The organism is Bacteroidota bacterium, assembly GCA_039111535.1.
GTDB lineage: Bacteria > Bacteroidota > Rhodothermia > Rhodothermales > JAHQVL01 > JBCCIM01.
Genome location: JBCCIM010000046.1, coordinates 21,549 through 35,053 on the forward strand (window position 1 = coordinate 21,549; position 13,505 = coordinate 35,053).

The 13,505-nt window shown below is 50.3% G+C and carries 10 protein-coding genes and 1 pseudogene; 4 read left to right on the plus strand and 7 right to left on the minus strand.

Features of this window, described 5'->3' with window-relative positions:
* Positions 1 to 79: 79 nt before the first annotated feature.
* From AAF564_09525 to AAF564_09545, 5 genes are all read right to left on the minus strand, one after another.
* The gene (locus tag AAF564_09525; protein ID MEM8485778.1) at positions 80 to 922 is read right to left on the minus strand and encodes a protein-glutamate O-methyltransferase CheR; all 843 of its coding nucleotides are present in this window, start codon (positions 920 to 922) and stop codon (positions 80 to 82) included.
* Positions 903 to 2,015, minus strand: coding sequence for a chemotaxis response regulator protein-glutamate methylesterase (locus tag AAF564_09530; GenBank protein MEM8485779.1), 1,113 nt, complete (start codon positions 2,013 to 2,015; stop codon positions 903 to 905). The genes AAF564_09525 and AAF564_09530 overlap by 20 nt, the downstream gene beginning before the upstream one ends.
* Before the next feature lie 105 nt (positions 2,016 to 2,120).
* Positions 2,121 to 5,624, minus strand: a complete 3,504-nt coding sequence (locus AAF564_09535) for a PAS domain-containing protein (protein ID MEM8485780.1) — start codon at positions 5,622 to 5,624, stop codon at positions 2,121 to 2,123.
* A 40-nt stretch (positions 5,625 to 5,664) separates the two neighbouring features.
* Entirely contained in the window at positions 5,665 to 6,132 is a 468-nt protein-coding gene (locus AAF564_09540; GenBank protein MEM8485781.1) for a chemotaxis protein CheW, read from the minus strand.
* 12 nt (positions 6,133 to 6,144) lie between these two features.
* On the minus strand, positions 6,145 to 8,847 hold the full coding sequence (locus AAF564_09545) for a chemotaxis protein CheW (GenBank protein ID MEM8485782.1): 2,703 nt from the start codon (positions 8,845 to 8,847) through the stop codon (positions 6,145 to 6,147).
* Between the two features lie 530 nt (positions 8,848 to 9,377).
* Here AAF564_09545 and AAF564_09550 point away from each other — a divergent pair.
* Complete coding sequence (locus AAF564_09550) at positions 9,378 to 9,740, plus strand: response regulator (GenBank protein MEM8485783.1); 363 nt, start codon at positions 9,378 to 9,380, stop codon at positions 9,738 to 9,740.
* A 42-nt stretch (positions 9,741 to 9,782) separates the two neighbouring features.
* Complete coding sequence (locus tag AAF564_09555; protein ID MEM8485784.1) at positions 9,783 to 10,250, plus strand: hypothetical protein; 468 nt, start codon at positions 9,783 to 9,785, stop codon at positions 10,248 to 10,250.
* Between the two features lie 67 nt (positions 10,251 to 10,317).
* Here AAF564_09555 and AAF564_09560 read toward each other — a convergent pair whose 3' ends face one another.
* On the minus strand, positions 10,318 to 11,487 hold the full coding sequence (locus tag AAF564_09560) for an HDOD domain-containing protein (protein ID MEM8485785.1): 1,170 nt from the start codon (positions 11,485 to 11,487) through the stop codon (positions 10,318 to 10,320).
* A gap of 147 nt (positions 11,488 to 11,634) precedes the next feature.
* Between AAF564_09560 and AAF564_09565 the strand changes: the two genes are divergently transcribed.
* Positions 11,635 to 12,135, plus strand: coding sequence for a DUF6314 family protein (locus tag AAF564_09565; protein MEM8485786.1), 501 nt, complete (start codon positions 11,635 to 11,637; stop codon positions 12,133 to 12,135).
* 42 nt (positions 12,136 to 12,177) lie between these two features.
* On the opposite strand, the gene AAF564_09570 is transcribed toward AAF564_09565, so the two are convergent.
* Positions 12,178 to 12,600: a BLUF domain-containing protein gene (locus AAF564_09570; protein MEM8485787.1), complete on the minus strand. Its 423-nt coding sequence runs from the start codon at positions 12,598 to 12,600 to the stop codon at positions 12,178 to 12,180.
* Positions 12,601 to 12,725: 125 nt separating this feature from the next.
* Here AAF564_09570 and AAF564_09575 point away from each other — a divergent pair.
* Positions 12,726 to 13,373 (plus strand): annotated as a pseudogene (locus tag AAF564_09575) (2-oxoglutarate and iron-dependent oxygenase domain-containing protein).
* The last annotated feature ends 132 nt before the right edge of the window (positions 13,374 to 13,505 follow it).

Consider the following 13,505-nt stretch of genomic DNA (forward strand, 5'->3'; position numbering starts at 1 on the left):
CATCGGGGATGTAGGCGCAATCCAGCGCCTGGATCCCCGTTTTTTTGCTCCATTAATTGCCCAGAGCCCGTTACATCACTTATTGCGATACAGCCTGCTGCGTGTACACGGGCGCGAGCCGGAAACAAGAAGATGAGGAGTAATGACAGAGTTCAAACGAAGTATCGAGTTGGGAGACGGTTTCGGACTGCCCCAGGAACAGGTATCCGTCGTGGTGGAGATATTTCTTAACGTTGCCCAGGATTTTCTTCTTGGTGTCATTTTCGAAATAGATAAGCACGTTGCGCATCAGGATAATGTCCATCGCAGGAGTGTAGGCCGGCCATGGTTGTACAAGGTTGGCTGTTTCGAAGGTTACCATGGTGCGTATGGCTTCTTTCACGCGCCATCCTTGCCCATCTTGCTCAAAATATATCAGGAAATTGGCCGGCAAGCCGCGCTCTACTTCAAATTGAGAGTATTGTCCTGCACGTGCTTTTTCGAGAATGGGCGCTGAGATATCAGTTGCATAAATGTAGATGTGCCAGTTTCGCAGTTCAGGGAAGTATTCCCGCAGCATCATGGCGATGCTATACGGCTCCTGTCCACTTGAGCAGGCTGCGCTCCAGATATTCAAGCTACGGGCCTCGCTCCGTGCTTTGATGAGGGCCGGCAGCACCGTGGTACGCAACACATCGAACGGTGCATCATCCCTAAAAAAGAATGTCTCGTGGATGGTAAGGACATTAATGACTTCCTGAATGAGCTGCGGCGTAGGCTGCCATCTCAAACGGATGATAAGTTCATCAATGTTCTGGAGATTCCTTTGCTTCAACACGGGCTTTAGCCGCGCATTGATGAGGTACATTTTCTCTTCATACAGCGAGATTCCACTTTCCCGCTGCACGAGGGTTCTCAGGAATTCAAAATCTTGCGGCTTCATTGTATTCCGGTTGATAGGTATATGACCGAGTGTTGCGTGCTGTCCGTTGGACAATTTCATCACCCATTCGGGCCAGAGGAATCAGCGTATCGGTAAGGCCGGCGCGAGCGACAGCACCAGGCATGCCCCAAACCACAGAACTGGCTTCGTCCTGTGCAATCAGGGTACCGCCGGCGTCCACAATGTGTCGGCTACCTTCCAGACCGTCTTTTCCCATACCTGTTAACATGACTGCAAGGACGTTGGCACCAAAAGCGCGCGCTACCGACCTGAATAAAACGTTTACAGAAGGCCTGCAGCCCACCTCAGGCGTATCTTTGCTTGTACTGATAATAACCTGTCCCATGGCTTTGCGGACTGTCATGTGGAATCCGCCAGCGGCTACCCAAGCCCCCCCTTTGTATAAGACGTCGCCCGGCCGGCATTCCTTTACATCAAGTTCTGAAATCGTATCCAGCCGATCCGCAAGGTTCTTGGTAAACAACGGCGGCATGTGCTGGACAATTACAATCGGAATAGGAAAATCAGCCGGGAAGCTTGGGAAAATTTTGACAAGGGCATCTGGGCCCCCCGTTGATACCCCAATCGCTACGCAGTCGATATGCTTCGGCTTGATATGCGTGTTTGAGCGAGGGCGTAACGATTCGAACCCCTTCTGTACTGCAGGGATTCGGATGTGAGGGGTCTGGATTTGGTGGTGAATGGCCTTGATTTTAGGAACCAGGCTTCTGGCTATCAAGGATTTGCTCTCCTCAAAGTCTCGTGCGCCAGACGGCTTCTCAATAAAATCGGCAGCTCCAAGTTCAAGGGCTTGGATGGTTGAGGCTGCTGCGTTTTCATTGTGCGCCGTAAAAACAATAATTGGTGTTTTGGGCCGCATGTTTTTCATGATGCGCAGGGCATCAATGCCGTCCATGTCTGGCAGGTTGATATCCAGGAGAATGAGGTCTGGATCGAGTTGGTCAACCTTTCGAAGCGCAATCAGGCCATTGGGAGCGGTGCTGGCAACACCTATCTCGGGATCTTCCTCAAGCGCCTTTTTGATGAGCCGGCGTTCCAGTACTGATTCATCGACAATAAGTACCTGAATCATAGTAACGAATCCTCACTGGGATTTAAGGATGAGGGATGTGTACAGCCCCGGGCCAAATAGCAATGGCAGACAGCATCAGCAGCCTGCCATTGCCCCGTGTTCAGCCTAGTATTTGAATTGTGCTACAATGTTTTGTAGCGTATTTGCCATTTTGGTAAGCTCCATCGTGGCGCTGCTGGTATCACTTGCACCACTTGATGTGCTTTCTGCGGCCATGGCCACTTTGGTGATGTTCTCCGCAATCTCAGCGCTGCCTTTGGCTGCTTCGTGCACGTTACGCGCAATTTCAGACGTTGTGCTGGACTGCTCTTCAACCGCCGTAGCAATGGTGCCCTGGAATTCATTGATCTGGCCAATGATACTGCTGATGTGGCTGATGGCCTGCACAGCGCCCTGGGTATCCGTTTGAATGGCTTCGATTTTCTGACTGATTTCTTCCGTCGCCTGTGCAGTTTGCTTGGCTAACTCTTTCACTTCGTTGGCAACAACTGCAAAGCCTTTGCCGGCTTCTCCGGCGCGTGCTGCTTCAATTGTTGCATTGAGTGCAAGCAAGTTGGTCTGCTGGGCAATGGAGGTAATTACTTTGATGACCTTGCCAATTTCAGTACTGCTTTCGCCAAGTTTGGAAACGGTCTGGTTTGTCTGCTCAGCAGCCTGTACTGCTTCATTGGCTACGCGAGAAGCTTCGCCGGCACTGCTTGCAACCGACTTGATGCTGGCTGTCATTTCTTCTGCGCCGGCTGCTACAGTTTGAATATTGCTGCTTACCTGTTCAGCTGCAGCAGCTACCAGGTTGGCTTGTGACGAGGTTTCAGTAGCACTGCCACCCATCGTTTCGCTCACTGCTGAAAGCTGCTCTGATGCGGACGTCAGCATCTGGGCACTGTCATCAATTTTGATAATCGTTTCTTTCAGGTTTTCGATGAACCGTTGCAGGCCTTCACCCATTTTGCCAATAGCATCTTCACCCGATACGCCAACCGCAATGGAGAGATCTCCCCGCGAGGCTGCATCAACAACCTCCAGCATGCTGTCTACGCTTTCTTTCAGGTGAATTTTAGACTGTACCGCGGCTGTTACGTCAGATGCATACTTGACTACTTTGATCGGTTTGCCATTCGGGTCGTAAATCGGGTTATAAGAAGCCTGTATCCATACTTCATTGCCACTGCTGCCAAAGCGCTTGAATTCACCGCTTTGGTAGCGCCCTTGATTCAGGCTGGCCCAGAAGTCTTTGTATTCCTGGCTCTGTGCATAGGCCCGGTCCACAAAGATACGGTGGTGTTTGCCTTGCACTTCGTTCAGCGTATAGCCGAGTGCCTGCAGGAAATTATCGTTGGCCGTGATGATGGTGCCATCGAGTTCAAACTCAATGACTGCCTGCGATTTGTGTATGGCTTCGAGCTGGCCTTCAAAATTGGCACGCGCCATCACCTGCTCGGTGATGTCCGTTGCGTATTTGACAACCTTGTAAGCCTCACCTTCCGGATTATAAATCGGGTTGTAAGAAGCCTGAATCCATACTTCTGCGCCGTCTTTGGCGACGCGCATAAACTCACCAGACTGGTACTCACCGCGTCCGAGCCTGGCCCAGAACGCTTTATACTCAGCACTTGCAGCAAATTCGGATGTAGCAAACATGCTGTGATGCTGTCCCTGTACTTCGCCCAGGGAATAGCCGAGTGTGTTTAGGAAATTATCGTTTGCCGTGAGAATGGTGCCATCGAGTTCAAACTCAATGACTGCCTGCGACTTGTGAATGGCGTCGAGCTGGCCCTCAAAATTGGCACGCGAAGTGACCTGCTCAGTGATGTCAGTGGCGTATTTAACGACCTTGTAGGGTTGGCCCTGTGGGTTGTAGATCGGATTATACGAAGCCTGTATCCATACATTGGATCCGTCTTTTGCAACGCGCATGAACTCTCCTGACTGGTACTCACCGTATCCCAGTTGCTCCCAAAAGGCTTTATACTCAGCGCTGTTGGCCAATTCTGGCGTAGCAAACATGCTGTGATGTTGCCCCTGTACTTCACGCAGCGAATAGCCAAGCGTGTTCAGGAAATTGTCGTTGGCTGTGATGATGGTGCCGTCGAGTTCAAACTCAATGACTGCCTGCGACTTATGAATGGCATCAAGCTGTCCCTGGAAGTTTGCCCGTGCTAGTACCGTCTCCGTGACGTCCGTTGCATACTTGACTACCTTGACAGGCTGGCCTTGTGGATTAAAAACAGGATTGTAAGATGCCTGTATCCAACGCTCCGAGCCGTCTTTTGCAACGCGCATAAACTCGCCGGACTGGTATTCACCACGGCCAAGTAGCTCCCAGAAATTTTTGTATCGCGCACTCTTTGCATGCGCAGGTGTGACAAACATTCTGTGATGTTTGCGTTGGATTTCTTCCAGCGAATAGCCAAGTGTTTTCAGGAAATTTTCATTGGCCGTGATGATGGTACCATCCAATTCGAACTCAATGACTGCCTGTGACTTGTTGATGGCCTCAAGCTGGCTCTTGAAATAAGAGCGCATCGTGACCTGCTCTGTGATCTCGCTCGCATACTTGACAATTTTGAATGGATCGCCGTTTTGGTCAAGTACGGGGTTATAAGAAGCTTGAATCCAGACTTCATTTCCTTTTTTATCAAGCCGCATAAATTCGCCGGCTTGGTATTTCCCTTCACCCAGTGCGTCCCAGAAATCTTTGTAAGCCGCGCTGTAGGCTTCTTCCGGGCTAACAAACATCCGGTGGTGTTGCCCTTGCACTTCTTCAAGGCTGTAGCCCAGTGTGTTTAGGAAGTTAATATTGGCGTGCCGGATGGTGCCATCCAATTCAAATTCAATGACAGCAAAAGACTGATTAATGGCATTGAGTTGCCCTTCATAGTCATCATTCTGCTGCTGGGTAATTGACATCTCGTTTCTGATTTGTCCGAGATGGTCGGTAAGGTCTGTGTCCTGAACCGTTTCAATGCCGCCTAGATCAATGCCAAGCGCGTCAACTGTGTTCAGCAGCGATGCATCGCCAACAGCCTGGATGTCTAGCAAAAAGACGCGGGTAATGATCGACTGGGCCTTTTCGATGAAGTCTTCGTCGTCATACGATTTTTTAAGCTGCTGGAGGGTTAGTGAAAGTAGTTCTGCATAAGATCCCACAAACCACTTGAAAGGCATGTTGTGCTGATCATTTTTAGTGCCCATGTGCAGCCGGCTTTCAAAATATTCGAGCCCCCAGTCTTCGCGAGCGCCAGTAAAACAGCCCGTGAAATAGGCCGTATGTGTGCTTTCCAGCTGCTTCCGCAATTCGGTGGTGCGAATGCTGCGCGCAGCGCTCATGTCATCAAAAATCGCCGTAGTATTCGGAAAGCTGAATTGCCAGTCATACAAATCTTTGATGATCCTTGGACCATTGGTTTTGGCCCAGGGAATCAACTCAATCATAATCGCCTTTTCCTCTTCGCCCAACCGGAGAAATTCCCGCCGCTGTCTGAGGTTGAAGTCGTCTATATGGAATTTGTCATTGAGGTTGTTATGGCCCTGTAGACCACCTGCTTTGATGCCTTGGTCGAGGTTCTTCGACGCAACAGACTCTTTTAGATATTCTAACGTTTGCATGATTGTTCAGGTAAGCACTTTGTAAAAGCTGGTGGAAGGATCAGGCAACAGCCAGTTTGTTTTGGCTGTTGAATCGCTCTGCGAAGAGTTCAAAAGTTCGTTCAGCATCCATGACGAGTAACAGCTGGTTTTCAAGTTTGTAAACGCCACTTATGAGCTCCCGAATATTCTCAATCAGGGTTTCAGGCGGGCTTTCAAAAGCGTGTTCATCAGGCTCAACTACATCTCCGATGTCGTCAACCAAAAAGCTGAGAATATCTTCGTCAGCACGAATCACGACGTTCATGGCTGCTTCGCTGTCTGCCATTGGAGAAAACCCCAACCATGTTCTCAAATCTATCGCAGTTACAACCTGTCCCCTTAAATTGATGAGCCCACGGATAGCCGGCGCCGCAAGCGGCACTTCCGTCATTTCCTGGGGCCGAATGATTTCCTGCACTTTCAAGACATCGATGCCAAAGAGCATATCGTTCAGGTAAAACGTGCAGAATTGCTTCTTAATGTCCATGGATTTCCGGGTTTATTGCTGTAATGGCGCAACTGTGGTCCGTTCAAAGATGCCCGTGTCAACGGTGTCCAGCACTTCTTCAATACTCAGTAGATCTGTTGCCCGATTTTGGATAATGGCTACGCTTTTTACGAAGCCCGAGCGCTCTTGCATCACAATTTGCTCTTCAACGATATCCACAATGGCATCCACCACCATACCGATATTGACCCCATTCTTCTGGCAAACAACCACCTGGAGGCATTCATTGGCATCCGTGTCATTTGGCGCCGGCAAATTGAGCAAGTTGGTCAACCGTATGAGCGGCATCAGATCGCCGCGGTACTGGATAATTTCCTGCCGGCCTGTTTGCTCGATGGCATTTGCGTCAATTTCTTCCAATCTGGAAATCATGGAAAGCGGGATCGCAACTTGACGGTCTTCCGTGACGCGCGCAAGCAGTAAGGTTGTGCGCTCGCTGTCTTCTTTCTGGAATGTGGCTTCTGCGCGCCCTTTAATGTTTTCATTCTGCGACATGACACCACCTTTTCTTGCAAGGCCGGCGACATCAAGAATCAGCGCAATTTTGCCGTCACCCATAATGGTTGCGCCGGCAAATGTCGATTGGTGTTTTAGCAGCTTGGTGAGCGGCTTCACGACCACCTCCTCCGTGTCTACTACCTGTTGAACCACCAGGCCAAAAGGTTGATCTTCCGCTTGCAAAACCACAATATTAATAGCAGTCAACTCATCTTCGTCGTGCTCCTCTGTCTCAGCAGGTTCGCTGGCAAGCTCCAGTTCGCGGTCCAGGTAAACCAGGGGCAGGAGTTTGCCACGAAGTCTGTAAACCGGGGTGTTGTGGATTAACTCAATGTGTGTTTCGATTTGATCGCCTTCCAGCCTGACCAACTCAAGCAGGTTCACCTGAGGGAGGGCAAAGCGTTCATTCTGAACCTTTACGATCAATGCCGGGATGATAGCGAGCGTGAGAGGAATTTTGATTTTGATTGTGGTGCCGGTGCCAAGCTTGCTGTGGATGTCGACCGTGCCACCAATCCGCTCGATATAGGTTTTTACGACATCCATACCGACGCCGCGCCCCGATATGTTGCTAACCTGCTGTGCGGTTGAGAATCCTGATACAAAGATCAGGTTATGTATTTCGCGATCAGACATCCGAGCGCCCTGGGATTCAGAAATCAGCCCGTTCTTGATCGCCTTGTTTTTGATCTTTTCAGGATCAATACCTGCTCCATCATCTGCAATTTCGATGTTTACGTGCCCGCCTTCATGGAAGGCCCGTAACTGTAGTTTTCCCGTCTCTGGCTTGCCGCAGCGTACCCGTTCAGCCGGCAACTCAAGCCCATGGTCAACTGCGTTTCGAATCAGATGGGTCAGCGGGTCTTTGATCGCCTCGATGATCGTTTTATCTAGCTCAGTTTCTTTGCCTTCCATCTCTATCGTGGCCTTCTTGTCACACGATTTGGCCAGGTCATGTACGATCCGGGGGAATTTCTTCCAGATCGTTCCGATGGTTTGCATCCGGGTTTTCATTACACCCTCCTGCAACTCGGTTGTAATCAGGTCGAGGTTTTGGGCCGAGTTGGCAAACGCAGGATTGGAGCCGGTAGAGGTGAACTGTAGAATCTGATTTCGGGTCAGTACCAGTTCACCAACAAGGTTCATCAAGGCATCCAGCAGTTCAACATTTACCCGGATATTGTTATCAGCTAAACTGCGCCTGGACGTTGTGAATTCTGCTGCGCCGTTTTTGGCTTGTTTGGTTGGTTGGGGGGCAGGCGTTTTTACTGGTGCAGTACCAGCTTCTGCTGGCGGCTTTGCGGTTTCTTTTGGCTTTTCTGCTATGTCAGCCGGCACCTCGGTTGCTGATTCTTGCGTGGATGCGTTGTTTTCGCGTAACGCAATATGCGTGTCTATAAGCGCCTGGAAGTCGGTAACTTTCTCTTCTTCCGTTTCAGCGATGTTACCCATCAGTACTTTTGCGGCGTCAACGTGGCCGGCAAGCGCTGTGAGGAATGCTTCCGTGACCGTACATTCGCCGGCCATAAGCGCATCCAGCTTTTTGCGGATGCCTAGCATCACGGAAATGAGCTTTCTGAAGCCCATGATGCTACTGGGACCAACAATGCCTTTTAGTGCTGCCTGTATTTCCCTGATGCGCGGCAAATCGAGCGGTTGACGTGGGAAATCTTCCAGGGCTGCATAAATTGCATCGAGATGTGCGTGGGTTTGCCGTAGGTATGCTGCAAACTCGTCTTCTTCTTCGGGCTCAGCTTCTTCCGAGGGCTCGGCTTCAACTTGAACAGCAACAGCAGGCTCGGCCATTGTTTCTCCGTCTTGCAGGCTAACCAGCGTTTTGACGAGTTCCTGATACGTTTCTTCTCCATCACGGCCTGTGTCTTCAATTGAGTGCAGGACCTCTCGAATGGCGTCGACAAGCTCAAGCAAAGAGCTGGATACATGTTCTGTTGCTTCTACTGTGCCACTACGTAAACAATCGAGCAAGCCTTCTCCGGCGTGAGCAATGGCAACAAGGTTGTCGAAGTCGAGAAAGCCGCCCGTACCTTTAATAGTATGAAGCGCCCGGAAAATGCGGGCAAGCAACTCGGGATCTGAAGCTTCCTTCTCCAGAGACAACAGGTCTTCATCGAGCGAGTCGAGGTACTCAAAACTCTCAATAAGAAACTCTTTTACTAATTCGTCTTGCTCGTCCATATATCCAGCGCTGGTCCTGGTGTGAGCCTGAGGGCCCATGGAATGGTATTGGTGTCAGACTTGGAGCTTCCGGCAGCAGGGTTGCCGCAAGCGGTTGCTGAATGAGATGCCTGATGCGCGCAGGTTCAAAAAATGCGCCATCGGTCTGAACAAGAACTTTGCTGCATCAGGGCCTGCACCTCCCTGGCTTTTTTAGCTTGCGTCCGAAAAGCTTGGCCAGGTGCAGGAAATAGTTGCCGGTCTCCGGATTGGTGCAGCAGTATCCCGTCGATTGATCAGGCTACAACAGCTAACATGGGTATCGGCATTTTTCTCAATTTCATAACCCCAAAATGGGGCGGGAGGGGCGCGTTGCTTAATGAATCAAACGTGTAAATACCCGTTTTTTGATCACTATTCCTTCGAAAATGGGAAAAAAAGGACAAGACCTAAAGATTGTTTTTGCAAAAGTCGATTACTCTAGTACATCCCTCGACTGACCACCGTCAGTTCCGTATTGCAGACCATTTGAACCTTAATGAGCCACTCCTATGAAAGTCCTGGTTGTCGATGACAGTATGGCCATGCGCATGATTGTGATCAAAACCGCAAAGAAGGCGGGGTTGTCCAACTATAAATTTATCCAGGCTGCTGATGGTGAGGAAGCGCTGACTGCCATTCGGGCGAGCAAACCCGACCTCGTCCTCTCGGATTGGAATATGCCCAACATGACCGGTATTGAATTGCTGGAAACGCTTAAGGCGGAAGGCATTAATGTCAAGTTTGGGTTTGTTACTACAGAAGCAACCACCAGCATGCGCCTGCGCGCCCGAAAAGCCGGCGCCCTGTTTCTTGTTGCCAAACCGTTTACCGTTGAGACGTTTGAGCAAGCCTTTTGGGTTGTAATGGACTAAGACACGCAGCTTTCCCCCTTTAAAGCTTTATCCCGACTGATTATGCTACAAGTACTCCCGAATCAAGAAGATATTTATGACATGCTCAGTTTGTTGCTGAGTGACCGGATCGTTGTTGAATACAGCAAAATGCCGATGAACCTGGCTGACAAATATGTAGCCACCTATCTCGACGAAGCAGGTGAGATTGGCGCGTTGTGTTGTTGTGATCCACAGTTTGCTGCATTTGCAGGTGGTTCAATTACCCTTATGCCACCCGACGCAACCAAAGACGCGGCAGACTTCGACGACCTGACTGAAATGATGGTGTCGAATATGTACGAAGTGATGAACATTTGTACCCGCCTCGTTATCAACGATGAAACACCTCACCTGAAACTTACAGAAGTAAAAAAGTTTGAGGAAGTGCAGGAAGCAGTAGCAGCCATCTTAGGTCAAGACAACCGGGGCGACTATACCGTCGATATTCCCAGGTATGGCAAAGGGTCACTGACGTTTTTTGTACGCTAGTCGCGCTTAAGATATCTATAAGAAAGGCCTGTAGCTTCTGCTACAGGCCTTTCTTATATCCTGTTGGTTATGCGTAGCTGGGTTGGGCTTTGTCGATTTGCGTGATGAGCCAGTTACGGAGTGAGCCAATGTTGAGTTCGCCATGCGGGGTATAGGGCTGCTGCGATCGCCAGGCGTTGAAATCGATAATGGATTCGTTTGAGAATCCGTGTTCAGGCATATAGTCCATGATAACAATCTGCGTAGCGCCTGTATCATTTCCATGGTAGTACCCAAGTGTATACAAGATGTAGCGCAACAAAAGCCGGTCAGATTCCCGTCGTGTGTGTACTTCGATATGGGGTCTCGGCGTGTTTTGCTTGAAATATCCAGGAAGCGGCGATATGCCGTGGATCCCCAGTACACTACCGCATAATTCGTCGACAAGTCCCGGCAGAACATCCAGGATATCAAAAATATCTGCCTCACTGAATTTCGGATTGGGCAATAACAGGCGGGGATCGCAAAGCCCATAGGGATTTCCGCTATCACCAATACCGCAAATTTTTGCTAGCATGTTGGCGCTGCGGATGATATTGGCTACAGTCACCGTGATGTTGTCTGCTGCATTGTGATGGTGTGCAACGGCTTTCATGCAGGTAACCGGCAAAAACCATTTCCGGCTGATTACGCCAGAAAGGGTTGCATGGTTAACACCGAAAGCGCTCAGTTCAGCAGCTTGCAGCGGTGTGCTGGATTGTTCAGCATGGGCCATAACATCGCGGTACGCCGTCGCATCGTAGGTATGCAGGGCAATTTTGCCAATATCGTGGATCAGGCCGGCAAAAAAGCAGAGCTGTGTGTGTGATACATTCATCCGCTCCGCAAGCATGCGTGCTGCGATGGCGACGGCAATGTTATGCTTCCAGAAATTGACATCTCCCTTGGGCCAGGTGTTTTTTGTCATCTGGCGGAGAATCCGTGTGATGTAAAGGCCTGTTGAGTCGAGAATATGTTGTTGCCCCAAAACGACAATGGCGCGGTCAAGCGTTTCGACGCGGTTGCGAATCAGGCCGTAAATGGGGGAGTTGGCCATACGAATGACAAGGGCGCTGAGGACGGCGTCGTTTTCGATGACTTGGGCGAGGAGCTTGAAGTCAACAGGCTCTTGCCTTGCCAGATAGAGTACCCGATCTGCAATGGCCGGGAGTGGTTTGATGTGCCGGGTTACCTGGTTAATAAACGTTGTTTTGTTCATGACCTGCTGGAAAGAATTTGTCGCTGATGTGCACCTGCTCGGCGTGGCATTTTTGAGCGAGCGTTGGCAGGTAAAAGACGTTTTTCTACGACCCGCGCGTTACATTAGAACTATCGCAGTGTTCACCCGAAAGTTTAGGGTGTAGCCATGAATCGGTATAATTTAATGCCATCTGCCACAGATAATAACCCAGTACAACACGCATTGACCCGGTTATGGAAGCAACTGGGTACAATAACGCAGTTGTCGTTTAGCGCGCAGTCTGGTAACGGGGCTGCTGGCTGGAATGGCATGGGGAAAGGCAGGGTTGACGTCACGCCGGCTACAGACGTGATCCTTTTCCGGGAAGCCGGTACCTGGCAGACTGCCACCGGTCAAACACTGGCCTTCCGCAATGTATTTCGATGGACGCGCAACCTGCAATTGGGCCATATACAGCTTGAACACTTACGGTATGGCGAAAATCAGCCCGTTTTTTTGTTTGACCTGGTAGGCATTGGCGCTGCTGAATTAACGTCAGCTGAGCCGCATCATTGTGCAGCAGATGTGTACACTGGCCAACTCGTGCTCGAAGCGAACGGATTTACACTGGATTGGTACATTCAGGGGCCGCGAAAAGACGAACACATCCGCTATCAATACAGCTAAAAGTAGGGGCTGTGATGCAGAAACGCATTGGAAGCGTCGGCGCTAGGCTTTAACAGCCAACTTATGCTTTTTGACAAGCTCCATAATGGCGTTGTGTGTTTCTAATCCGGTCCAGTGCTGGGGCCTAAACTTTTCAAATTTGGGGCCCATGTAAGAGGCGGGTTTGTATTCGGGCCATTTAATAAGCTTCATGCCCCATGCTGGAAAGTCACGCGCACCTATTTCTACAAAATCAACCAACACAGCTTCACTGTGGCGAAAGTCCTGGCTGATTCTTAAAAAGGTATGCGTGAGATTTTCTCTGCTACCTTCGAGGATCTGGAGGAATTGGCCTTCACTGTAGAGCAGGACACCCGTAATTTCGTTGACAAGGTTGTGTTTTTCGGCTGAAAGCAGGATTTGTTTGAGTTGCTGGTAGCCGAGGCCAGGTTTGGCCGTGCTGTGGTAGATCAGACGATAGAGCATGTTATTGCGGGGAAAATGGTTGTTCTTGCCAGTATCGTCCAAAGGTATAGTCATATTAATAGGGTCGACCTATTTTCATTGGCTAAGGAAAGGTCAATACTTATCACAATAAAGAAGGACGTACAATGTCTCTCCCTGTAATTGATATTCAACCTCTCCTGACACACAGCGCGGGGGTAACGCAGGTTGCAAAGCAAATCCGGACTGCGTGTACAACGGCCGGCTTTTTTTACGTCAGCGGTCACGGGGTTGACCACGCGCTGCAGCAGGCCTTGGAGACACAGGCCCGTTTATTTTTTGAGCGGGACGCCGACCAGAAATTGGCTGTTGCTATGCCGCTGGGAGGCAAGGCATGGCGTGGGTATTTTAAAGTAGGAGATGAGCTGACGTCGGGTAAACCAGACCTGAAAGAAGGCTATTATTTTGGAGAAGAGCTGGGCGCAAACGATCCACGTGTTCGCGCCGGATTGCCGATGCACGGCCCCAACCTGTTTCCTGGAGATATGCCGGCGCTCAAATCCGCCGTATTGGCTTATATCGAGGCGATGACGCAGTTAGGACACGCCCTGATGGAGGGGATTTCGCTAAGCCTGGGCTTGCCGGCTGGTTACTTACATGAAGCCTACACCCGGCAGCCCCTCACCCTGTTTCGGATTTTTCATTACCCGGCACCTGCCGCGCCCAACACTAACACGCAATGGGGCGTGGGAGAGCATACAGATTATGGGGTACTGACCCTGCTCAAACAGGATGATGCGGGCGGATTACAGGTAAAAGGCCCTGCTGGCTGGATAGATGCGCCACCTACAGCGCCAAACACCTGCACCCCGATTCGTTCAAGCGCATTTCTCAGCATCTTTTCATGGCGTGCGCTGCCAACCCGGTTCAGTATCACACCGGAAAAC